The organism is Vibrio sp. GJ43-1 (assembly GCF_055808835.1).
In genome coordinates this window covers 3,272,821-3,296,117 of sequence record NZ_CM147884.1, presented here as the reverse complement: position 1 = coordinate 3,296,117, position 23,297 = coordinate 3,272,821, and the positions used below count along the sequence as shown (strand labels likewise).

The 23,297-nt window shown below is 44.9% G+C and carries 19 protein-coding genes, 1 other RNA gene and 7 pseudogenes; 15 read left to right on the top strand and 12 right to left on the bottom strand.

All coding sequences use genetic code 11. The features are described from left to right. Positions 1–51: 51 nt before the first annotated feature. Complete coding sequence (locus AC0L66_RS15570; RefSeq protein ID WP_265673587.1) at positions 52–282, bottom strand: hypothetical protein; 231 nt, start codon at positions 280–282, stop codon at positions 52–54. Positions 283–564: 282 nt separating this feature from the next. Between AC0L66_RS15570 and epd the strand changes: the two genes are divergently transcribed. The 4 genes and pseudogenes from epd (at position 565) to AC0L66_RS15550 (ending at position 5,245) form a co-directional block, all read left to right on the top strand. Then, the gene (gene epd / locus AC0L66_RS15565; RefSeq protein WP_265673588.1) at positions 565–1,590 is read left to right on the top strand and encodes an erythrose-4-phosphate dehydrogenase; all 1,026 of its coding nucleotides are present in this window, start codon (positions 565–567) and stop codon (positions 1,588–1,590) included. A 150-nt stretch (positions 1,591–1,740) separates the two neighbouring features. Continuing rightward, complete coding sequence (locus AC0L66_RS15560) at positions 1,741–2,904, top strand: phosphoglycerate kinase (protein WP_473567877.1); 1,164 nt, start codon at positions 1,741–1,743, stop codon at positions 2,902–2,904. A gap of 137 nt (positions 2,905–3,041) precedes the next feature. Next, on the top strand, positions 3,042–4,118 hold the full coding sequence (fbaA, locus tag AC0L66_RS15555) for a class II fructose-bisphosphate aldolase (RefSeq protein WP_265673590.1): 1,077 nt from the start codon (positions 3,042–3,044) through the stop codon (positions 4,116–4,118). Positions 4,119–4,380: 262 nt separating this feature from the next. Next, positions 4,381–5,245 (top strand): annotated as a pseudogene (locus tag AC0L66_RS15550) (mechanosensitive ion channel domain-containing protein). Between the two features lie 32 nt (positions 5,246–5,277). On the opposite strand, the gene AC0L66_RS15545 reads toward AC0L66_RS15550, so the two are convergent. Next, positions 5,278–5,778 (bottom strand): YbaK/EbsC family protein, encoded by a 501-nt coding sequence (locus AC0L66_RS15545; protein WP_265673592.1) that lies wholly within the window; start codon positions 5,776–5,778, stop codon positions 5,278–5,280. A 3-nt stretch (positions 5,779–5,781) separates the two neighbouring features. Next, the gene (locus tag AC0L66_RS15540) at positions 5,782–6,402 is read right to left on the bottom strand and encodes a LysE/ArgO family amino acid transporter (RefSeq protein ID WP_473567875.1); all 621 of its coding nucleotides are present in this window, start codon (positions 6,400–6,402) and stop codon (positions 5,782–5,784) included. A gap of 110 nt (positions 6,403–6,512) precedes the next feature. Here AC0L66_RS15540 and AC0L66_RS15535 point away from each other — a divergent pair. Further along, positions 6,513–7,410 (top strand): annotated as a pseudogene (locus AC0L66_RS15535) (LysR family transcriptional regulator ArgP). A 154-nt stretch (positions 7,411–7,564) separates the two neighbouring features. Then, positions 7,565–8,260, top strand: a complete 696-nt coding sequence (locus AC0L66_RS15530) for an oxidative stress defense protein (protein WP_390902884.1) — start codon at positions 7,565–7,567, stop codon at positions 8,258–8,260. Positions 8,261–8,332: 72 nt separating this feature from the next. Here the strand turns inward: AC0L66_RS15530 and serA are convergent. The 5 genes and pseudogenes from serA to AC0L66_RS15505 form a co-directional block, all read right to left on the bottom strand. Continuing rightward, positions 8,333–9,561, bottom strand: a pseudogene (serA, locus tag AC0L66_RS15525) (phosphoglycerate dehydrogenase). A 240-nt stretch (positions 9,562–9,801) separates the two neighbouring features. After that, a pseudogene (gene rpiA / locus AC0L66_RS15520) lies at positions 9,802–10,459 on the bottom strand (ribose-5-phosphate isomerase RpiA). 171 nt (positions 10,460–10,630) lie between these two features. Continuing rightward, the gene (locus tag AC0L66_RS15515) at positions 10,631–11,218 is read right to left on the bottom strand and encodes a 5-formyltetrahydrofolate cyclo-ligase (RefSeq protein WP_265673598.1); all 588 of its coding nucleotides are present in this window, start codon (positions 11,216–11,218) and stop codon (positions 10,631–10,633) included. Between the two features lie 3 nt (positions 11,219–11,221). Next, a non-coding RNA gene (ssrS, locus tag AC0L66_RS15510) (6S RNA) lies at positions 11,222–11,405 on the bottom strand. Beyond that, positions 11,406–11,717: a cell division protein ZapA gene (locus AC0L66_RS15505; protein ID WP_265673599.1), complete on the bottom strand. Its 312-nt coding sequence runs from the start codon at positions 11,715–11,717 to the stop codon at positions 11,406–11,408. 290 nt (positions 11,718–12,007) lie between these two features. Between AC0L66_RS15505 and AC0L66_RS15500 the strand changes: the two genes are divergently transcribed. The 3 genes and pseudogenes from AC0L66_RS15500 (at position 12,008) to AC0L66_RS15490 (ending at position 15,064) form a co-directional block, all read left to right on the top strand. Further along, on the top strand, positions 12,008–12,589 hold the full coding sequence (locus tag AC0L66_RS15500; protein ID WP_473567874.1) for a YecA/YgfB family protein: 582 nt from the start codon (positions 12,008–12,010) through the stop codon (positions 12,587–12,589). 88 nt (positions 12,590–12,677) lie between these two features. Next, positions 12,678–13,831, top strand: a pseudogene (gene ubiH / locus AC0L66_RS15495) (2-octaprenyl-6-methoxyphenyl hydroxylase). A 6-nt stretch (positions 13,832–13,837) separates the two neighbouring features. Continuing rightward, a complete protein-coding gene (locus tag AC0L66_RS15490; protein WP_473569279.1) occupies positions 13,838–15,064 on the top strand; it encodes an FAD-dependent 2-octaprenylphenol hydroxylase in 1,227 nt (408 codons plus the stop codon). Positions 15,065–15,184: 120 nt separating this feature from the next. Here AC0L66_RS15490 and AC0L66_RS15485 read toward each other — a convergent pair whose 3' ends face one another. From AC0L66_RS15485 to ygfZ, 3 genes are all read right to left on the bottom strand, one after another. After that, complete coding sequence (locus AC0L66_RS15485; protein ID WP_265673602.1) at positions 15,185–15,391, bottom strand: DUF1107 domain-containing protein; 207 nt, start codon at positions 15,389–15,391, stop codon at positions 15,185–15,187. Positions 15,392–16,129: 738 nt separating this feature from the next. Continuing rightward, complete coding sequence (locus AC0L66_RS15480; RefSeq protein ID WP_265673603.1) at positions 16,130–16,594, bottom strand: aminoacyl-tRNA deacylase; 465 nt, start codon at positions 16,592–16,594, stop codon at positions 16,130–16,132. A 2-nt stretch (positions 16,595–16,596) separates the two neighbouring features. Then, positions 16,597–17,568: a tRNA-modifying protein YgfZ gene (gene ygfZ / locus AC0L66_RS15475; RefSeq protein WP_473567871.1), complete on the bottom strand. Its 972-nt coding sequence runs from the start codon at positions 17,566–17,568 to the stop codon at positions 16,597–16,599. 179 nt (positions 17,569–17,747) lie between these two features. On the opposite strand from ygfZ, the pseudogene AC0L66_RS15470 reads away from it, so the two are divergent. Both AC0L66_RS15470 and AC0L66_RS15465 read left to right on the top strand, forming a co-directional pair. After that, a pseudogene (locus AC0L66_RS15470) lies at positions 17,748–18,010 on the top strand (FAD assembly factor SdhE). Then, positions 18,007–18,447, top strand: a complete 441-nt coding sequence (locus AC0L66_RS15465; RefSeq protein ID WP_473569277.1) for a protein YgfX — start codon at positions 18,007–18,009, stop codon at positions 18,445–18,447. Before AC0L66_RS15470 ends, AC0L66_RS15465 begins: the two are co-directional and overlap by 4 nt. A gap of 74 nt (positions 18,448–18,521) precedes the next feature. Here the strand turns inward: AC0L66_RS15465 and nadB are convergent, their stop codons facing one another. Continuing rightward, positions 18,522–20,141: an L-aspartate oxidase gene (gene nadB, locus AC0L66_RS15460; protein WP_473567869.1), complete on the bottom strand. Its 1,620-nt coding sequence runs from the start codon at positions 20,139–20,141 to the stop codon at positions 18,522–18,524. Positions 20,142–20,513: 372 nt separating this feature from the next. Here nadB and rpoE point away from each other — a divergent pair, with 372 nt between their 5' ends. The 4 genes and pseudogenes from rpoE (at position 20,514) to AC0L66_RS15440 (ending at position 23,213) form a co-directional block, all read left to right on the top strand. Then, positions 20,514–21,092 carry an RNA polymerase sigma factor RpoE gene (gene rpoE, locus AC0L66_RS15455; protein ID WP_250615821.1) on the top strand — a complete coding sequence of 193 codons (579 nt, stop codon included), beginning with the start codon at positions 20,514–20,516 and terminating at the stop codon, positions 21,090–21,092. 27 nt (positions 21,093–21,119) lie between these two features. Further along, a pseudogene (locus AC0L66_RS15450) lies at positions 21,120–21,754 on the top strand (RseA family anti-sigma factor). Beyond that, entirely contained in the window at positions 21,751–22,746 is a 996-nt protein-coding gene (rseB, locus tag AC0L66_RS15445; protein WP_473567867.1) for a sigma-E factor regulatory protein RseB, read from the top strand. Before AC0L66_RS15450 ends, rseB begins: the two are co-directional and overlap by 4 nt. Then, entirely contained in the window at positions 22,743–23,213 is a 471-nt protein-coding gene (locus AC0L66_RS15440; RefSeq protein ID WP_265673609.1) for a SoxR reducing system RseC family protein, read from the top strand. The genes rseB and AC0L66_RS15440 overlap by 4 nt, the downstream gene beginning before the upstream one ends. The last annotated feature ends 84 nt before the right edge of the window (positions 23,214–23,297 follow it).

Below are 23,297 nucleotides of genomic sequence, written 5' to 3'. Positions count from 1 at the left end.
CTCTTGTTTTCTTGAAATGAAAAACCGAGCCAAGGCTCGGTTTTTTTATGTCTATTCAAACTCACTACCCTTGTTATCCAACTTACGTTGTCCACAAGTTTGGCACGCTATATAGCGATCCATATCGTAGTAATGCCCGCCGTTAATAAAGCTATGCAGCAATAGCTTAAACCGTCCTAGGAAAGTGGGCTGTTGGTCATAGCTGCTGGGTTTTCTTATCAAGACCTCTTTATGAATAGTTTCTTTATTGCATGACTGGCAATGATGTTTGCCTGTAAACATGAGCACACCTCCCGTGCAGTGAAAACGAGGTCGTTCAAATGGCACGAAGCTTATGCGTCACGTCGATAGTAACAGCTCTCACTTGGTTGGCTGAGGGGTATTTCTTGGAGTGCTTCGCAACGATTTATGTTTTTTCCCGTGATTATTGCAAAAAGCGTGAATGCGAGAGCTATGTCATGAAGCTAATGTTGTGAAACCAAGTTGCGTAAACGATGTCGCGTAAACGATGTCGATCGGTTAATATGCACACCCTCTATAACGTGAATTTAAGGATGTAATGCGATGCTAAAGGTAGCAATTAACGGCTTTGGTCGCATTGGACGAAATGTCCTTCGAGCAATCTATGAAAGCGGCAAGAATGATAAAATAAAAATCGTCGCAGTGAATGAGCTTGCTCAACCAGAGGCAATGGCTCACTTGCTTCAATATGACACCAGTCATGGTCGATTCGCCAAGAAAATCTCTCATGATCAGGAGTATTTGTATGTCAATCATTCGAATGGCGAGTTTGACAGTATCCGAATTCTTCACCTCGCGGACATCAATCTATTGCCGTGGCGTAATTTAGACGTCGATATTGTTTTAGATTGTACGGGTGTTTTTGGTAGTCGAGCCGATGGTCTAGAGCATATTGCAGCGGGTGCGAAAAAGGTACTATTCTCACACCCTGGTGCTCATGATATTGATAACACCATAATCTACGGTGTGAATCACGACTCCCTTAAAAAGGAGCACACCATCGTATCTAGCGGCTCATGTACGACGAATTGTATTGTACCTATTATACAGGTGCTTGATGACGCCTTTGGTATCGACTCGGGTACCATTACTACTATCCATTCTTCCATGAATGATCAGCAAGTGATCGATGCCTATCACCCGGACTTGCGTCGTACCCGAGCGGCGAGTCAATCCATCATTCCTGTTGATACCAAACTTCATAAAGGTATTGAGAGAATATTTCCGAAATTTTCTAACAAATTTGAAGCAATTTCTGTACGAGTGCCGACAGTTAATGTCACCGCTATGGATTTAAGTGTAACTATAAATACAAATGTGAAAGTTAATGACGTAAATCAAGTCATTATTAACGCATCTCGGTGTACATTAGGCGGCATTGTTGACTATACTGAAGCGCCGCTAGTCTCAATCGACTTTAATCACGATCCACACAGCGCAATTGTTGATGGTACGCAAACGCGAGTCAGCGATGGACGCTTAGTTAAAATGCTAGTGTGGTGTGACAATGAGTGGGGCTTCGCCAATCGGATGCTTGATACGGCTTTAGCCATGCAAGCGTCTCAATAGTTTAAGATGCTACTTGAGCGAAATATTAATTTTGAGGGTTGAAATTAATATTGATGGGCTCAATATAAGTAAGCAGTTGATGAATTCATAAACTTGGCATGATGCCGAGTTTTCAAAAACTTTATTTATTTTTAGTTGAGAGGACTAAACATGTCTGTAATCAAGATGACTGACCTGGATCTAGCAGGTAAACGCGTATTTATCCGTGCTGACCTAAACGTTCCTGTAAAAGAAGGCAAAGTAACTTCAGATGCTCGTATCCTAGCATCGCTACCAACCATCAAGCTTTGCCTAGAAGCAGGTGCTAAAGTTATGGTGACTTCTCACCTAGGTCGTCCTACTGAAGGCGAATACGCTGAAGAGTTCTCTCTACAACCTGTTGTTAACTACCTAAACGACGCACTTGATTGCGACGTTAAACTAGCAAAAGATTACCTGAATGGCTTAGAGCTAAACGCAGGTGAGCTAGTCGTTCTTGAAAACGTTCGCTTCAACAAAGGCGAGAAGAAAAACGAAGAAGCATTGTCTAAGCAGTATGCTGCACTTTGTGACATCTTCGTAATGGATGCATTTGGTACGGCTCACCGTGCTCAAGCGTCTACACACGGTGTTGGCATGAACGCGCCAATCGCGTGTGCTGGTCCTCTTCTTGCTGCTGAGCTTGAAGCTCTAGGCAAAGCAATGGACAACCCAGCTCGTCCTCTTGTTGCTATTGTTGGTGGCTCTAAAGTATCGACTAAGCTTACTGTTCTTGAGTCTCTTTCTAAAATCGCTGACCAACTGGTTGTTGGTGGTGGTATTGCAAATACGTTTATCGCAGCTGACGGCCACAACGTAGGTAAGTCTCTTTATGAAGCAGACCTAGTTGAAACCGCGCAGAAGCTAATGAAAGAGTGTGCAATTCCTGTTGCCACTGATGTTGCGTGTGCAAAAGCATTTGATGAAAACGCAGAAGCTGAAATCAAAAACGTGGCTGACGTTCAAGACGACGACATGATCTTCGACCTTGGTCCAGATTCAACGGCGGCGCTTGCAGAAATCATCGGTAACGCTAAAACTATTCTTTGGAATGGCCCAGTAGGCGTATTTGAATTCAAGAACTTTGAAGCAGGTACAGCGGGTATTTCTAAAGCAATTGCAGAATCTGCAGGTTTCTCTGTAGCTGGCGGTGGCGATACGCTAGCGGCTATCGACAAGTTTGGCATTAAAGCTGACGTGTCTTATATTTCAACTGGTGGTGGTGCGTTCCTTGAGTTTGTTGAAGGAAAAGTATTACCAGCAGTAGCGATGCTTGAAGAGCGCGCTAAAGTTTAATTATTTTTTGATAAAGCGAGCTTATGGCTCGCTTTTATCTATGCTGCAATGCGTGGTTAACTTTGATACAATGCCGCCCATTGTGAGCAAACGATTGCCCTTTTTTATTTAAAACGACAGAAAATAGGACTTATTCCATGTCTAAGATCTTCGACTTCGTAAAACCTGGTGTTATCTCTGGCGATGACGTACAGAAAGTATTTGAAGTAGCAAAAGAGAACAAATTTGCACTTCCTGCAGTAAACGTGGTTAACACTGACTCTATCAATGGTGTTCTTGAAGCAGCAGCTAAAGTAAAAGCTCCAGTTGTTGTTCAGTTCTCTAACGGTGGCGCTGGCTTCTTTGCTGGTAAAGGCGTTAAGCTTGAAGGTCAAGGCGCACAAATCCTAGGTGCAGTTGCTGGTGCGAAATACGTACACGCTGTAGCTGAGTCTTACGGTGTTCCAGTTATTCTTCATACTGACCACGCTGCTAAGAAACTACTACCATGGATCGACGGCCTTCTAGACGCGGGTGAAGAGTTCTTCGCTCAAACTGGTAAGCCACTATTCTCTTCTCACATGATTGACCTTTCTGAAGAGTCTCTAGAAGAGAACATCGAAATCTCTGGTCAATACCTAGCTCGCATGGCGAAAATGGGTATGACTCTTGAAATCGAACTAGGTTGTACTGGTGGTGAAGAAGACGGCGTTGATAACTCTCACATGGACGCATCTGAGCTTTACACTTCTCCAGAAGATGTAGCGTACGCATACGAGAAACTAACGGCTATCAGCCCACGTTTCACTATCGCGGCTTCTTTCGGTAACGTACACGGTGTTTACCAAGCAGGTAACGTGGTACTGACTCCAACTATCCTACGTGATTCTCAAGCATACTGTGCAGAGAAGTTCGGTATCGCACCTAACGCTCTAAACTTCGTATTCCACGGTGGTTCTGGTTCTTCTGAAGCAGAAATCCAAGAGTCTATCGGCTACGGTGTTATCAAAATGAACATCGATACTGATACACAGTGGGCGACTTGGGACGGTATCCGTACTTACTCTGCTGAAAACTTTGATTTCCTACAAGGTCAAATCGGCAACCCAACTGGCGAAGCTGCACCAAACAAGAAGTTCTACGATCCACGCGTATGGCTACGTGCAGGTCAAGCTTCTATGGTAACTCGTCTAGAGAAAGCGTTCGCTGACCTTAACGCTATCGACGTACTATAAGTTTAAATCTTATAAGATTTAACTGATAGACCGTTTAAAAAGCCGCTCTTTTGAGCGGCTTTTTTTGTGTCTTATGAAAATAAAGTTAAAGCGGTGAAAAAAACTGGCACAAAGTCACCTGATTGCGTAACCTTTTGTTAAGTAATGTATCTTGAATATTCATGTATTCAATGTTGTATGAAGCGGAAGTGGTTTGGCTAACTAAGCAGTGGTAACTAGTGGGTCGAGCGGAATGTTGAAATTTTAATATGAGGTAAAACGTATGGCTGGTGAGTCTATGGATATCGAGACCCCGCTGGTGGATGGTCTGTCAAAAGCTGAACAATGGCTAACAAATAACTCTGACTTATTTGTTCAATATGGTGTCAACATCATTTCAGCGCTCTTGATTCTATTTATCGGTAACTTGTTTGTTAAAGCGGTGGCAAACAGTGTTTCTAAGGTTTTGCACAAGAAGAAGATGGACAAAGCTGTCGTCGAGTTCATGAATGGCATTGTGCGCTATACCTTGTTCGTTATTGTATTGATTGCTGCCTTAAGCCGAGTCGGTGTACAAACCGCCTCTGTTGTCGCGGTAATTGGTGCGGCAGGTTTGGCTATTGGTTTAGCACTGCAAGGTTCACTGTCTAACTTTGCCGCAGGTGTACTGATAGTTGCTTTCCGTCCGTTTAAATCTGGTGACTATGTTGAGATTGGTGGCGTAGCTTGGCTCTGTGGATGCGATTCAAATCTTCCAAACTATTTTAACGACACCAGATAACAAAATGGTCGTTGTTCCTAACGCTTCAGTGATTGGTTCACCAATTACTAACTACTCTCGTCATGCAACCCGTCGTATTGATCATGTGATTGGCGTATCTTACGGTGCTGACTTGAAGAAAACGCAAGAAGTAATTCGTAAAACATTAGAAGCGGACGAGCGTATTCTTAAAGAGCCAGGTATCACTGTTGGTGTTGTTGCTCTAGCCGATTCATCAGTGAATTTTGTGGTTCGTCCTTGGGTACGTACTGAGCAGTATTGGGACGTGTACTTTGATTCGCTACAAGCGATCAAGGAAGCATTAGATGCAGAAGGTATCGAAATTCCATTTCCTCAAATGGACGTACATCTAAATAAAGCGGACTAAGATTTTAGAGTTTGCAGTGAAAAGGTGAAGCGTCAAGCTTCACCTTTTTTTGCTTCGATAACGTGGTTAGGAATCGTAGTTAGCAGCAAATGCAGATCGGCACCTGATATCGCAAAGGTCCACTCAGGTAATCCAGGTGTATATAAAATCTCTTCGAGCGTGAACAAGTGACTATCGACGACAAGCGTGATGTCTTCAGGTAACCCAAACGGGCATACTGCGCCGGGAAGACAACCTATTTCCTCCATCATCTCGTCATTGCTGCAGATTGAAGTTCGCTTACCTAGCAATTGCTTAAGCTGCGTTTTGTCTAAGCGACTATCTTTGTCAGTCAAGAATAGCGCAAAGCCACCGCCTTTCTTTTTTAAGAACAAACTCTTGCTATGAGTACCTGTCCAGCCAAGTTGCTGAGCGATCCGCTCATCGGTAGCAAAGTCTAAAATAGGTTCATGTTGCCATTGTTGATACGAGATCGATAGGTGATGAAGGAGCTTCCTATTTGTTTGATATATTTCTTGGGTTCGATTTGTCATCAGTTACGCTATAAGCCCTTTTGTCAGCATTGCGGCAATAGTAAACATCATTGCCGCAACAGTTAGGTCAATGCCCTTTTTTACTTTCGGTTTTGATAGTGTCGGGCCAAGTTTCGCCGCGCCTATAGACAGCGAATAAAACCAAACGAATGAGGCCAAAACGGTACCAATAGCAAATGCCATTCTGTCACTTCCTTCAAATTGGCCACCGATTGAGCCTAAAATGACCACGGTATCAAGATAGAGGTGGGGATTTAATACCGTAACGGCAAGCGCACCGAAAATAACGGTTCTCTTGCCTCTGGCCAATACTTCTCCGTTAGACTCACTGCTTGCGGGTTGTTTAAAAGCACTACGTAATGACAGCATGCCGTAACCCATTAAGAATAGGATCCCCCCTAGGGTCACCATGGTAAGTAGCATTTCATTTTGAGATAAAATGGCCCCGCCACCAAAAACGCCCAGAGAAATAAAAGTCGCATCTAATAGGCTACATACTGTTGCGGTTGTCAGGTGGTGATTGCGCTTAATCCCTTGATTCAATACATAGGCATTCTGAGCGCCTATTGGAATAATCATTGTCGCCCCTAGCCCAAAACCTTGAAGAAGTACCCAAAAATTCACTTTTATTTCCTAGTTGAATAATTAAAGAGAGCGTGAGAATACGGTTTTTACTATCATTAGTTAAATTAATAATATTTATGCTTTATAAGGAAGTCTAATGGGAGAGGGTGATGCGCGGTCTTGACTACAAATGGATAGAAGCATTGGATGCGATTGTTGAGCAAAGGAGTTTTGAAAAGGCGGCGGAGCATCTTTATATTTCTCAGTCTGCCGTTTCTCAGCGAGTTAAGCAACTCGAAAAATGGCTCGCTCAACCGATATTGGTGCGAGAGCAGCCACCACGACCAACCGCCGTAGGAAAAAAGCTGCTTGGGCTCTATCGCCGTGTGTGCTTATTGGAACAGGAATTGGTACCTGAGCTGACGTCTGAGTTTAGTGATAAACCCCTGTCCGTCTCATTGGCGACCAATGCCGATAGTTTGGCGACGTGGTTATTGCCCAGTCTATTTCCTTTAGTTGAGTCTAAACGTATCGAGCTGGATCTTATTGTGGATGACGAGGGACGGACCATTGAAAAGCTTAAAAATGGCGAAGTGGTTGGAGCCATCAGTTTAGAGCCACAATCGATTCCGGGTTGCGTGGCGGATTATTTAGGCCGAGTCGACTACCTTTGTGTGGCCAGTCCAAGTTTTATTAAGCGTTACTTTAATCACGGTGTTAATCGCGAGGCGTTGATAAAAGCGCCTGCTGTGGCCTTTGATCAGCATGATAAAATGCACCAACACTTTGTTAATAAACACTTTAGTATTATGCCTGGCAGTATTCTTAAGCATACAGTGCGGAGTTCAGAAGCCTTTGTTAAGCTCGCGGTCGCCGCATGTGGCTTACTGTTTGATTCCGAGACTGCAAATAGAGGATGAGTTAGCCAGCGGGGCTCTAGTTGAACTGACACCTAATATTGAGCTGTCACATCGTATCTACTGGCATCATTGGCAGCTGGAAAGCGGTGTGCTTGGTGAATTATCGGATGCCATTACTCATTACGCCCATGCGTATTTGCCACAGTAAGGGGGAGCGGGCGCTGTGTTTTTAAATCGTCAGCAAACCACACGTTTATCGATAACGTCATTGTTTTGTCAGGGTTATCATTTGATGGAACTCATACGTTATTATTTTGCCTAACATTGAGTAATCGATCTTTGCTTAGATGAGGAAACAGATAATGAAATCAACATTGACGCTTTGTGCTCTAGCCGCCAGTTTTATTGCGCTGCCAAGTGTTGCAAGCCAGGTAGACTTTCCCCATATTGTGACAACAGGGTATGGGCAAATAGAAGCAACGCCTGATATGGCGGAGTTTTCCGTTAGAGTGGTTCAGTCACAACTCAATGCCGATCAAGCGAAAGAAGGTGTAGATTCAGTTGTCGATACCTTTTTGGCGAAACTGGCGAGTGCGGGTGTAAGCAAAGAGGATATTAAAAGCTCAAATTTGTATCTTACCCCCCAATATCAATACCCTGATAAAGGTCAGCCTGAGTTAGTTGGATATCGAGCATCGAGAACGGTGACCGTTCAGGTCATGGATATAGAAAGGCTTAATGATTATTTAGATTCGGCCTTGGCATCTGGGATTAACCAAGTTGACAATATTCGTTTAAAAGTGAAAGACGAAAGTCAGTATCAAGCGAAAGCACGGACTGCGGCTATCCAAGATGCACAGAAAAAAGCCCAGTCATTAGCGCAAGGGTTTGAGCAAAAGCTTGGGAAAGTGTGGCAAATTACCTATAAACAGCCGCAAAATCAGCCTGTCGTGATGAGAAGTATGATGATGGACAGTCAACCTGAATCTAACAGCTATCAAGATTCGGTGATTACTATCCGTGATAGAGTGGATGTGGTGTACAAGTTATCGAACTAAAAAATGCCCTTGCTTTGCAAGGGCATTTTTATTTGAAAGCGATACGTTGAAGGTCATACCTACAGCAGAGAATTAATGTAAAATTCGCGCGCGCAGCGTACCTTCAATGAGCTTCAGTTGCTCTAATGCTTCTTCTGAGCGTGCAGTTTCCACATCAATAACCACATAACCAATATCTGAGGCTGTTTGCAGATATTGACCAGCAATGTTAATGCCTTCCTTCGCAAAGATGGTATTGATTTGCGTCAGAATACCAGGGCGGTTTTGGTGAATATGCAGCAGTCGAGAACATTCACGGTGTTCTGGCAGTGATACTTCAGGGAAGTTAACGCTAGACAGTGTTGAGCCATTGTCAGAGTACTTAGCCAGTTTTCCAGCCACTTCCACACCAATATTTTCTTGAGCTTCTTGTGTCGAGCCCCTACGTGAGGCGTTAGAATCACGTTGTCAAACTTCATCAATGGTGACTCGAATGGGTCAGCATTGGTCTTTGGCTCTTCTGGGAACACATCGATAGCCGCACCGGACAGGTGACCTGCTTCGAGCGTCGAGCAAAGTGCTGGGATATCGACAACGGTGCCACGAGCTGCGTTGATAAAAATAGAGCCCGGCTTCATGCGTGCAAATTCAGCTTCGCCCATCATGTTTTTCGTTTCTGGCGTCTCAGGGACATGTAATGAAATCACATCGCACTTATTCAATAGGTCCGTCATATTGTGGACCTGCGTAGCGTTACCTAGCGACAGCTTGTTTTCGATATCATAAAAATAGACACGCATGCCCAAGTTTTCAGCGATAATACCAAGTTGAGTCCCGATGTGACCGTACCCAATGATACCAAGACGTTTACCACGTGCTTCGTTCGAGCTATCGGCACTTTTCTTCCAAATACCTCGGTGAGCGAGTGCATTTTTTTCAGGAATGCCGCGAAGAAGCAAAAGGATTTGACCCAGTACCAGCTCTGCTACACTGCGTGTATTTGAGAATGGTGCGTTAAAGACGGGTACGCCACGTTTAGCGGCTGCGGTTAGATCCACTTGGTTGGTACCAATACAGAAACAGCCAATTGCCACGAGCTTTTCTGCGGCGTTGATGACGTCTTCAGATAGGTTTGTACGTGAACGAATGCCGATGAAGTGCGCGTCTTTCACCGCTTCGATCAGCTCTTCTTCAGGCAGTGAACCTTTGTGATAAGTGATGTTGGTGTATCCAGCCGCTTGTAATACTTCGACTGAAGATGGGTGTAATCCTTCTAGCAGGAGGATTTTAATTTTATCTTTATTTAGAGAAACTTTGGCCATTTAACTCGTCCTTAAAATGGAAATGGGGCAATCGCGGCGCACAGTTGACAGCGAGAATTTCAAGGAGGAGCTTCTTACTGCTGAGGCAAACGTTTTCCTTGTGCGTCTTCTAAGCAATAAAGTAACAAAAAATTTTCGACTTGGGTAAGAAAATTACGGAATAAGGAATAATTTTCTTATAGTTAAGGAGAGAAAACGGCACTAAGGCGTGCCGTTTGTAATCAAATGACGTAAAAAGAACTAGTCTTCGATTTTTGCGCCTTCTGGCGTACCAGTAATCACAACATCCGCGCCACGGTGAGCAAATAGGCCCACTGTCACTACGCCAGCAAGCGCGTTAATTTTATCTTCCATTGTTTTTGGATCGGTGATTTTCATGCCGTATACATCAAGAATCACGTTACCATTATCTGTGACGACGCCTTCGCGGTATGCAGGGTCACCACCAAGCTTAACGAGTTCTCGCGCCACGTATGAGCGAGCCATCGGAATCACTTCAACTGGAAGTGGGAATTCGCCCAGTACATCAACGGCTTTAGTGCCATCAACAATACAAATGAACTTTTTCGAGATTGCAGCAACAATTTTTTCACGAGTCAGTGCCGCGCCACCGCCTTTGATCATGTCTCGAGATGGGTTTATTTCATCCGCACCGTCGACATAAACATCAAGCATAGACACATCATTGCATTCAAAAACTTCAATGCCTAATGCTTCAAGTTTTTCTGTTGATGCGATAGAACTAGAGACTGCGCCTTTGATGTCATCTTTGATTGAGCCTAACGCATCAATAAAGTGATTAACGGTAGAGTTCGGCACCTACACCAACAATACTGCCTTCTTCTACGTACTTGAGAGCGGCCCAGCCAGCTGCTTTTTTCATCTCGTCTTGAGTCATGGTTGAAATCCCAGTTAGAAAGTTAGGGTGAAAATGCGGGCGAATTATATATTAAAATGATAGCAATTGGCGTTAAAAAGCGAGAATAAGGTCAAAAAGAATGACATTTAGCAATCGGTTGCCCATGCATTGTTTGTGAGGTGTAGGCCGAGCTTATAGCGTCGCCGTTGGCTACCAACGCCAAACTTGTTTTGGGGTGACAATGGTTGAGAGTGGAATATCCCAAGATTCATTTGGTAGAGTCGATACCTGCTGGCAATTGTGTGCAAGCCCAATAGCCTGAGGACCCTTGCTAGAAAATTGCCATGGTGCGAGTGTTCGATCGTAATAACCACCGCCCATTCCCAGTCTTTGCCCTTGTTCGTCAAAAGCGACAAGTGGCGTAAAAATAATATCGAGTTGACGAACTGGGCATATCATACGCTGATCAAGTTCAGGTTCTAGGATACGATATTGGTTAGCTACTAGAAGCGTATTGGCGTGGTAACGTAAGAAAAGTAACTGACCTTTGGAGAAAGGGTGAATCACGGGCAGGTAGGTGTTAATGCCTCGCTGCCATAGCTCGTCAATGAGAGGTTGAGTATCAAGCTCACCATCGGTGGCTAAATAGAGTGCAACGTGCTTAGCTCGTGTGAGTTCTGGTAAAGGCTGGCATTGTTCGGCGAGTTGAAAAGCGTAGTCAGTTTGCTGACTTGCTGTTATTGCCCGACGAAGATGTCGGATGTCAGTGCGAATACGTTGTCTAGTATTGACAGACATAAGGAATACCCCAAAGTGCCGTTGAAGATTGTGGCCCTTGAACCTGCTGGTTCAAGGCGGATCAGCAAAGGTAACCGTAGGCTTCTCGGTACGAGCCGAGCTTGCTCAATAGTGCCCAAATACTAACCCTTAAGGATTGCTTATCGGCTCAGGGACTTAAATCCTCTGACGCACACTCCAGGGTAAATTAGTTTCGCTGTCCTTGCCTTACATTATTAATAGCATCATCAAGTGATGCGGCGAGCTGTTCCATTCGCTCGGTAAGTTGAGAGGTATTTTGTTGCACCTCATCACTTTTTGTATTCAGCTCGTAAGACATATTCAAAGCGGCGATCGTGAGCAATTTTAGCTCATTCGTTACTTTTGTCCGCTGAGTCATTTCTTGCAATCGGTCATCAAGATCTTTTGCCGCTTGGATCAAGGTTTCTTCTTGACCTGCAGGGCAATTTACCCGAGTCAATTTACCTAATATTTCCACTTCGACTGCTTGATTTTCCATAATGACAAGAACTCTTTTTGTTATCACCAACAAAGGTAATCTGAGGAGGAAACTATAGGTAAACGGCCATTAAGATTCAAGCTTTTCTAGTGACTCAATGCCAAATGCGTGTTTAATCACACACGAAATCGACAATTCGCACAAAAGCTATCCAGAAACGAGGCAAATGCCGTTTTCGCTTGCGGTGGGAAGTGATAGCATGACCAACCAATACCAAAGCGCTTCCAGTCAACGATTCGTTCAGACCATCGTCTGCTGGAAAGTCAGAAAAGAATAGAATGAGAGCCACTATGACTGATACCACACTACCAAATTATATTACCGTTGCGACGGAATTACAGCAGGCTAGCCTTGCTGTTAGCCCTGCAGAGCTGCATGGCCTATTAGTTGGGATGTTGAGTGGAGGTCTGGGACTCAACGACGATAGCTGGCAGCCACTATTATTTGATTATACGAATGACGGAATGGGCTGGCCACAATCTGCTATTGCGAGGGCGAAAGCTTTATTGACGCACTCAATTAGTGAGTTAACAGATAACGAGAGCTTTGAAGTGTCGCTGTTGATTCCTGATGATGCCGTTGATGCGACATTAGTAGAGAAAGCAGATGGCTTGAGTGAGTGGGTGAACCACTTTATTTCAGGGCTGGGTTTAATCAGCACTAAGTTAGCGCAGGCGTCAGAGCAGAGTAAAGAAGCGCTTGGTGATCTGGAAGAAATTGCCAAGCTGGGTGTTGACGAAGAGGACGACCTAGAAGAGCAAGCGCAATTGTTTGAGCAAGTGATCGAACATGTGAAAGCATGTGTATTAACGATACATGCTGAGTTTGGTATTAAACCGACCAAGCCAGCTGATACGCCAACGATTCACTAATTAAGCGTTAATACTGTATCAATCGCTAATACTTTAAAGAGAACACCTCGTGTCGAGACTGTATGATATTGTGATTGCTGGTGGCGCTATGGCGGGGGCAACCTTAGCTATGGCGTTAAACCAAGGAAGCAATCAGTCGTTAAGAATAGCCGTCATAGAACCTTATCAGCCCGATCATCAAGCTCACCCCGGTTTTGATGCGCGCTCGATTGCGCTTTCCTATGGAACGGTCGCCATTCTCAAGCATTTTCAGTTGTGGTCGCTCATCGACGATCATGCCACGCCGATTACCCACATTCATGTTTCCGATCGAGGTCATGCAGGAATGACGGACTTCTATGCCGAGAAAGAAGGGCTCGAAGCGATGGGGTATGTGGTTGAGTTGGCGGAAGTCGGGCGTCGATTTAGTCAGCATTTATCACAGCAGCATCATATTGAATTATTTTGCCCTTACTCGGTGAAACACATTGAGCGTAGGACGGATTCGGCAACCGTGACTCTATCGTCAAATGACGGAGAGAGCGTACAACTTGAAACGAAGCTAATTGTAGCTGCGGATGGCGCGGAGTCAGTGAGTTGCCAGTCAGTTGGCTTAACGCAGCAAAGCTTCGATTTTAACCAAACCGCGATTATCGCCAATGTTGTGACCAGTGAGCTTCACCAAGGTCGGGCGTTCGAACGTTTTACCGCGACTGGACCGTTAGCACTATTGCCAATGAGCCAAGGGCGGAGTTCGTTGGTTTGGTGTTTACCCCTGAGGAGGCTCAGCGTATTTTGAACTTGTCTCAAGCTGAGTTTTTAGGTGAATTACAGCAAGCTTTTGGTTGGCGTTTAGGGCAATTTACCAAAGTGGGCAGCATTGCCAGTTACCCGCTGTTACTTCGTCATCGAGAACGTATTTCCTCCCATCGGTTTGCCGCTGTAGGCAATGCGGCGCAAACGTTGCATCCAATTGCTGGGCAAGGCTTTAACCTGGGTATTCGCGATATTGCGACTTTGGTGGATTCGCTGTTGGTCAACACGAAAGATGTTGGTGATTACGCTAATCTTATTAGATTCCAAACGCAACGCGAGCAAGATCGATTAACCACGATTGCGATGACATCGGCTCTTGTACAAATTTTCTCTAATGATTTATTCGCATTTCGAGTGGGACGAAACATGGGGTTGGGAGTATTGGATACTTTCCCGCTGTTGAAATCTCCGCTTTTTAATCGTGCGCTCGGCGTGGTGAACAGGTAGTACAACATTATGCAAAGTTTTGATTTAGTTATTATTGGTGGTGGAATGGTTGGTTTGGCGTTAGCCAGATCCCTGCAGGATACGGATCTTCGTATCGCGGTGATCGAAGGAAGCGTGCCTTCTAAGTCTATACCAGATGAGCCAGATATTCGTGTCTCTGCATTAAGCCGCGCCAGTGAAACGATCTTAAAAAATCTAGGCGCTTGGGATGTGATTGAAAAGCATCGCTGTGCCGCATATCAAGCTATGGAAGTATGGGAGCAAGACAGTTTTGCTCGTATCGAATTCTCAGCCAGCCAATTTTCTCAACCTAATCTTGGTCACATTGTCGAAAATCACATCATTCAAACCGCACTATTATCACAAGTAGAGCAGCAAGCGAACGTGACGTTCTTTATGCCGAATCGCTGCCAGTCTATGGCAGTCGGAGAGAGCGAAGTGTGGATGACTCTGGACAATGGCGTGGCGCTTACGAGTAAATTAGTTGTGGGAGCGGATGGCGCAAACTCTTGGGTTAGAGAGCAACAAGGGATCCCGCTGACACACTGGGATTATGGTCACAGTGCGTTAGTTGCTAATATCAAAGTGGATGATTACCACGATGGTGTCGCGCGTCAAGTCTTTACCCCGCAAGGTCCACTTGCATTCTTACCTCTGGATGACAGAAAACTATGCTCGGTAGTATGGTCAACGGATCCTATCAGAGCAGAAAAATTAGCAAAAATGTCTGAGGTAGAATTTAACAAAGCGATTACGGCAGAGTTTGATGGTCGATTAGGGCTTTGCCACTTAACCTCAGCGCGTCGGGTATTTCCTCTCAAAATGCGCTATGCACGAGACTTTGTGACAGAGCGTGTTGCTTTGATCGGAGACGCTGCTCATACGATTCACCCTCTGGCAGGTCAAGGCGTTAATCTTGGTCTTTTGGATGCAGCAAGTTTGTCTGAAGAACTCATTAAGCTCTGGAAGGCAGGAAAAGATATTGGACGTAAGCGTCATTTAAGAGAATTTGAGCGTTGGCGAAAAACGGAAGCTGCCAAAATGATTGCGGCGATGCAGGGGTTTAAGGATTTATTTGAGGGCGATAACCCCGCGAAGAAAATGGTTCGTAGTTTAGGAATGAGGCTGGTAGGGCAATTGCCTGGCGCAAAACAAGAAATCATGAGCCGCGCGTTAGGAATGAAAGGACGTTTGCCTGAATTGGCGAAGTCGCCCGTCAAGCAAAGTGGTTAGTTATGAGTGATGGTGTGTGAAAGTACATTTAAAAGAGGGCTTAATTGCCCTCTTTTTTATCTGTGCAGTATACAAAATGTTATGTGAAGTATGGTATTCGCATTAAGCCATTTTTGATAATCAAGCGTAAGCGCATCTCAGCCTCTTAACTTCTTGATTGACTTCTTTTACCGCGGTGAAGTGACGTTTTTCAGCTTGCGCAGGAATGATGAGTTTACCGTTATCAAACTCAAAGCCACCCAATCCATGGATATAAATTCGTCCCTTAAATAGTCGACTTATGTGTTTAGCAATCATACTTGGTGTATAGCGCTTAAACAGTCTCATTTACTCTTCCTTATCGTTTACCTAGCACGAAGGATTATAGATAAAACCCTTCATATAATGTGTGATTAACCAGTGTTTACGAGGATTTAGCTCAGTAAATTCATCGTTTTGTGCTGCGTTTATCAATTTCATTACGAGTGACAAAGTATCTCGTGATACGTAGCGCAAAAAATCATTTAGACAGTGGAACATGTCAAAATTAGAGAGTGATTCATGTTGAAAAACGAGGGCTATTTAAGCTTCCCAATGTGACATTGTTATGAATCTAAATGCATTTTTTATGGAACGTTATGTCGATGTATTTAGCAACTAAATATGAGTGTTATTTATATAGACCAGAGAAACGCTAAAAAGTTTTCACTCGGACATACAGTGTTACAAACCAACAGCAAGAAGAGGGGAATCGTCAGTATGAGTAAAAAAAAGCCCGCTCAGCGGGCCAAATGTCACAGATGCATTACACAAAGGGAGTTACTGCTTACGCAGAGCATCACTCTAGTGTGGACAGCAACGTAGCGGAGTTGCTCGTTGATGTCTGGTCATAGCATACTCTAAAAAAACCTCATGACTATTTATGCGTATATATTGAGTAATATTTCACTTTGTTTGTGGTGGGAATTTGATCTGTATCGCAGTACGCTCGTGAGGGGCTACAGTAGTTTGCATTTATAACCGTCGCTTATATGTATAAAAGGAGCGAAGCTCGGTTAGGAGAGGAAGGCATACACGGTATTGGTTCTATCGGCAGATGTCTGCCCATAGAGGTGAACAGCATTGCACTAAATCGTTTAAGGATAACAAGAGTCCAGCGTTGCTGTTGCCACTGCTGATCGTCACCATATTATGTTGTTTTAAACCCGTATCAAAAAGAATAGGTATAGACGTGCGCAGTAATAGTGGGGTTACCGTTCCGATAGTGGCGCCAGTTATGGACTCAATTTCTTGACGAGAAGCGCAGGTCATGCGGCGAGTTGTGAGTACATGACGAACTTTTTTCGGATCAATAGATTCATTACCAGAGCAGCAGGCTAAGGCATATTGCCCCCCCATATCTCGTAATACGATAGCTTTGACCATTATCTCGGCTTTGATACCGCGTAGATGAGCTGCTTCTTGAATCGAAGCAGCTGCTTTACCTTGCATCAGCAGTTGAAATGGGATTTCACGTTGCTGTAGGTAGCGGGTAATGGGCGTTGAGAGCATGATTACTCGTCATCAACCGAGTAAGGGAGTGCTGTCGGCGTGAGGCGGTCTTCAAGCGAAGACGTCACTCGAAACTCAGTATCCGCATCCAAATTGTTGGGTAAGATTGCAGAAACGAGTGTTGTACCATCGGAAAATTGATAGAAAGCAAGCGTATCTCCTGCTTTTCTCCAGTTTTCTCCAACAGAGCGCTCAACGACAACGTTGTCAGCTCCTGTCAGTTTGGTTGAAAGGACACCAGACAGTGTCATTAACATGCGCTTATTGATGCCGCGATACTTTGCTCGAGCGACGGTTTCTTGTCCCGTATAGCACCCTTTTTTGAAGCTAATGCCACCGATGGCCTGCAAATTAAAGGCTTGTGGAATATGTTGGTTTTGCAACTCAGGAGTTAAGGTTGGCAGCCCCTGTTCAATATCAAGTCGAGTCCAAAGTGATTCATCACTCCAAGTGAGGGCGTCATCGTTAAGGTGCGCTTGTAGCCAAGCACTCGGTGCCACGATCATCCAGCGGTCATCACTGATTTTGATAGCGGTTGCCGACTCAGTGGTTCGTACGTCCCCCTTTGTTGGGAAGAGAGACGTCACAAAGGCATGGCTTTGCGCGCCAATAATGCCCGCAATGCTATTGTCGCTTATCGTGATGTCTACCTTTGAGAAAACCGCGTACTTGCTAAGTTCAGCTTGCTCTTTTGTAATAACTGAACGGGGTTGAATCATGGTATAGCCACTGTGAGTATGACAAAGACGAAAAATACTCCACACTTTTCCTTTGGCGTCGCAGTGTGCACCGAGTGTGGATTCTTCTTCGGCAAGGGTGACGACATCGCATGTTACTTGCCCTTGCAAGTAGGCTTTTTTATCTGCACCGACCATGTCGATCGCTCCCCAAGATGGGAGTAACGCCAAAACCAAATCAGGCAGTGATGCAGAGGAAGTATCGTTGAATGACTGAGTGCTAGGTTGCCAATCCATAATTAGAGGTCTCTTTAGATATCATAATGAATATGTTAATGCGCTGAGCTGGATTTGTCAGCTGAATGTTGTTGCACGATTTGTTGTGATAGAAGTAGAGATTGTGTGATGTCAGCAGTGGTTAGTGTGAAACAGGCTTGTTACACTCAGCTCAAATTAAGTAGTAGATGGAGAATGCAATGTACTCTACTGAACAAAAAGCACGGATAAAATGGGCTTGCCGCCGAGGCATGCTAGAAAGCTTGATGTTGTTGTTATGCCGTTCTTTGAGGAGTGTTTTGATACCTTGACAGGGCAAGAGCAGAATGACTTCGTATCTTTGTTAGAGTGTCAAGATCCTGATCTATTTACCTGGATCATGGGGCATGGGCGCAGTGAGAATTTAGGTCATGCGTCAATGGTGGACAAAATTGTTGCGCATAATCTGAGTAAAGTTCGATAATTCAGTCTGTTATTCGAGAAAATATCACCACTCATCCTTACGAATTAGGTAAGCGTAGTCTTGAGCACGCTTACCTACATGCCTCTTTTTCTTTTCATGCTTGCGTTGCTAACCTAATTTGTCATGTCCTGCTAATGGCTGCGCTGATACTGACATCGTTACCACTGGTCGCTTTGGTTTATATTGTCGGATTTTGTGTTAGGACTCGTTATATTTACCCGTCTATCAGCGGCGTACTTATGATGAAAGATAAGCAGTGGCACTACAATGGCGTGCCATTGTGTTCTCCCTCGTTTACTCTCGTTTTCAGTGAGTGGTGCATTGGGGTTCGTGAACAAAGTGGTAAGCGGTATATTTTGTGGCGAGACAGTAGCAGCGAGTCAGCTTATCGTCATTTATTGGTTGCAATAAAAAAGCAGTCCATTTCTAGTAATTGAAAGGACTGCTTTGGACGCTTTTTTAAAGCGCTAGTTAATCAAGTATTCGTCGCCCAATTTGGGCTATGGCAGTACTAGCTTGTTGATTGATCACTTGGCGTTAGAATCGTCGGTTTGCTGACTTCCAGCATATCGGGATAATCTAGCGTGTAGTGAAGACCACGACTCTCTTTACGTTGCATTGCACAGCGAACCATTAATTCAGCTACTTGCAATAGGTTTCTCAACTCAAGTAGGTTATTGGAAACTTTAAAATTACTGTAGTAGTCATGCGTTTCTTGTTGCAGTAATTGAATTCGACGCAACGCACGCTCTAAGCGTTTATCGGTACGAACAATCCCCATGTAATCCCACATAAATAGCCGCAGCTCATGCCAGTTGTGTTGGATGATGACTTCTTCGTCAGAGCAACTCACTTGGCTCTCATCCCATTGAGGTAACTCGCCAGGCAATGACACGCTGTCAAGTTTAGTCAAGATATCTTTCGCGGCAGACCAAGCATAGACGACACATTCTAATAGGGAGTTAGATGCCATTCTATTTGCGCCATGCAGGCCAGTATAGCTGACTTCACCAATGGCATAGAGCTGCTCTATATCGGTACGACCTGCTTGATTCACCATCACTCCACCGCACGTGTAATGTGCCGCTGGAACAATAGGGATAGGCTCTTTGGTCATGTCGATGCCCAAATCTTGCAAGCGCATATGAATAGTAGGGAAGTGCTTAATGATGAACGCTTCAGGTTTATGGCTGATGTCTAAGTACATGCAGTCTGCGCCAAGGCGTTTCATTTCAAAGTCGATAGCGCGAGCCACCACATCACGTGGGGCAAGCTCTTCTCGTTCGTCAAAGTCAGGCATAAAGCGCGTGCCATCTGGACGTTTTAGATAAGCGCCTTCACCACGAAGAGCTTCAGTGAGCAAGAAATTACGCGCTTCTGGGTGGAACAGGCAAGTTGGGTGGAATTGGTTAAACTCTAGGTTAGCGACTCGACACCCTGCGCGCCAAGCCATGGCGATACCGTCGCCTGATGATACGTCTGGGTTGGATGTGTATTGATATACCTTTGACGCCCCACCTGTTGCCAGTACCACAAATTTTGCACGTACGGTTTCTACATGTTCTTCATTGCGGTTCCAGATATATGCCCCAACGACATTGTTATCCGCATTGCCATTGCTTTCGTCCACGATGAGGTCGAGCGCATTGTAGCGCTCAAAGATCTCAATGTTAGGGTGACTGTGCACGTTATCTTGCAGTGTCGTTTGCATGGCCATGCCTGTCGCGTCGGCTGCATGCAAAATTCGGCGGTGGCTATGTCCGCCTTCACGAGTGAGGTGGTAACGAGGTTGTTCGTCTTTGTCCGTCTCAACTTGATCAAAAGGAACCCCTCCGTCGATCAACCATTGAACGCACTCTTTGGCATTCTCTGCAATAAACTGAACGGTGTCTTCTTCGCACAGCCCTGCACCAGCAATATTGGTGTCATTGACGTGTGATTCGATGCTATCGGATTCATCAAAAACGGCTGCAATGCCACCTTGGGCATAATAAGTCGCCCCTTCACTACGAGGGCCTTTACTTAAAACGATAACCTTAGCGCGCTCCGCGACTCTTAGTGCGAGTGATAGACCTGCAGCGCCACTTCCTATGACTAAAACATCACAAAGATGCTCTCGGTTTGTGTTCATAATTCTATTAAAATCCTAACCTACAGTAGCGTAACGATACCCTACTTAGATAAAAAGTGCGCGATAGGGAGCTGTGTAAAACAGCTGGCGAGGGGCACTTTCAACAAGGATTACATTGGCGATAACACGCTGAAAAATCGATTGTGTTAATGAGCTAAGTAATCCATTCTTGTAAATTGACAACATTGTAGTCGACGCCAAATTACATTGTGAATGATTCATCACAAAAAAACGCAGAAAGTTTTGAACTTTCTCTTTTTCATAGAGTCACAATAGTGCTCATGTTAGCGGTGGTGTCAAGACTACAATGTGCATTATTAATACTCATATCTGAGAAGGTAAGGGTAAGAACGAATAGGAGTGAACGCTCGAATGAACGAGCAGCCAACCGATCAGGTGCTGATTGAGCGCGTTCAAAGTGGAGATAAACAAGCATTTAACCTGTTGGTTTTGCGTTATCAAAACAAGGTTTGCAATCTCATATCACGATACGTGAGCAACTCTGGCGATGTCGCAGATATTGCCCAAGAAGCATTTATTAAGGCGTATAGAGCGATCCCAACGTTTCGAGGTGAAAGTGCCTTTTATACGTGGTTGTATCGCATCGCTGTCAATACAGCTAAAAACCATATTGTTGCGCAAAGCAGAAGACCGCCCGCAACAGATGTGGATGCAGAAGATGCAGAATTTTATGAATCTGGTAATGCGTTGAAAGAAATTTCGAACCCTGAGAACTTAACGTTGTCGAATGAATTGAAGCGGACAGTGTTTGCTGCAATTGAAGCATTACCAGAAGACCTTAAGACTGCGATGACCCTACGAGAACTCGATGGGTTGAGTTATGAAGAAATCGCAGAAGTAATGGATTGCCCAGTGGGAACGGTACGCTCGCGTATCTTCCGTGCTCGTGAAGCAGTAGAGAAGAAGATTAAGCCTCTTCTTCAACGCTAAAACCAGTATCAACTTATGGTGAATATAATGGCTGACAAACAAAAGCTTTCAGCATTCATGGATGGAGACCAAATCGATGAGGCGCTTATTGAAGCGTTTGAAAATGATTTGGAAAGCAAAGAAGCATGGCAAAATTACCATTTAATTGGTGACGTCATGCGAGGCGATGAGCCAAAAAGTTTAGATTGGAATATTGCTGAAAGTGTCGCGATAGCGCTAGAAGCAGAGCCGACGCACTCGCAAGCTCCGGCTTCAGTGAGCGCCGATCAGGTTGGTGTTGCGACGCCGATAGAATCGCAACCCACTCCAGCGCAAGCTAAGCGTCAGCTGCCTAGGCATGGCTTAGCCAATTTGGTCAAGTGGCCGTGGCCGCTTGTGTGTCTATGGCGGTGATACTGGGTGTGCAGCAGTATTCTGGTCAAGATGTGACTCAGCCTGAAGCAGAACAGCTCCCGGTATTGCAGACGATTCCTTTTGCAGGTAGCGCTGAGCCTGTCAGCTTAACTCGAGATTCCGTTGCTAAAACCAACGGCGATACGGCTAATGTTCAAGAACAACGTCGTCGAGTAAACGCATTGCTGCAAGATTATGAGCTACAGTTAAGATTAAATAGTGATCATCAAAGCTCGTTGAGTGTTGAAACCGAATCGGTAATTGAATGAAGAAATTTCTGACCAGTTCTTTACTGCTGTTCAGTTTATTTGGTGCTAAAGCCTTTGCAGAAGAACCTTCTGCGGAGGCTTTGTTGCATCAAATGAGTGACGCAAGTCAGCAGTTGAATTATGAACTGTCCTACATCCTGATTAAGAAAAATAGCATTGAGCCGCTGCTCTATCGGCATGCCACCTTTGAAACTCAGCAATTTGCACATTTGGTGTACTTGAGTGGGCCCGTGCGAGAGGTTATCCGCCGCGGTAGTGAGGTGAGCTATATCGAACCGGGCGTTGATCCTTTTACCATTGAATCAGGGAAAATGGTGGCGCCATTAATGCCGTTACTTAACGGTAATATTACCCAATTGAGTGAGTTCTACGATTATGTGCGAGTGGGACGAGCTCGAGAAGCGGGCGCGGCAACGCAAGTATTTCGTATCGTCCCTAAAGACGGGCTGAGATACTCTTATGTATTGTGGGTGGATGAGGCGAGTAAATTGCCTCTTCGTGCGGACTTATTGGATCGAGATGGTGAAATTCTCGAGCAATTTCGAGTGATTTCATATTCTGTGAATGACCGTATCGCAGAAATGTTGAGTTCGCTAGAAAAAGTGCAACTGCCGTTAGCTGTGCTTTCTTTGCCAAAAGGCAATATCGAAGAAACCTACTGGCAAGTCGGTTGGGTCCCCGCTGGATTTAAGCCGAAAGATCTTAATCGTTATCGTATGTTTTCAACAGAAAATATTGTTGAAAGCCAAATGTTTACTGATGGGTTGTTTAGTTTTTCGGTTTATGTTTCTGAACGCGATAATCACTCATTAAAAGGTGATCTTATTCGTCAAGGTCGCCGAACCGTACACAGTGTTGTGAGTGGCGATAGGCAAATATCGGTAGTGGGGGACATCCCGCCAGCGACCGCGCAAAGAGTCGCGCAGTCGGTGAAGTTAAACCCTGTAAAACCAATACTCACCCCTGCCCCTGAAGCGAATTCAACGCCATGATGACGGCACTTGCTACGGTGACCTCTGTTGAAAAACAGGGGCGCCAACTTCAGATACAGCTGAGCTGCGAGCAACAAACCAGTTGCAGCTCATGTGCTTCAAAAAGCAGCTGCGGCACGGGAATCGTAAGTAAAGCCGTGGGCAGTAAAGCGCTCATTTGGAATTTGCTCACGGACGAAAAAGTGCAATCAGGAGACGTGGTCGAAATAGGCTTTCCAGAGAAAAGTCTGCTTCAATCGGCGGCCTTGGTGTACTTACTTCCGTTGTTCTTTTTGTTTATTGGCGCGGGTTTGGGGCAACTTTGGCTTGCGCCTTTACTAGAGGCTGGCGAAGGTGTCGTGATTCTTTTGGCGGCTGGGTTTTCATTTATTGGTTTTCTTCTTGCTCGTAAATTCATTCAGCCCGTCGAGCAAACGTCGAGTCAAGAGGTTGTCTTGATCCGCATACTCGGGCAGTCCATTGTCTAAATAAGGTGCGAACCGTATAGAAATTGGGTAGAATCTGCCAACTAAATTGAAACGCTGTGACGAAACAGGCGTTTTATACTTCCC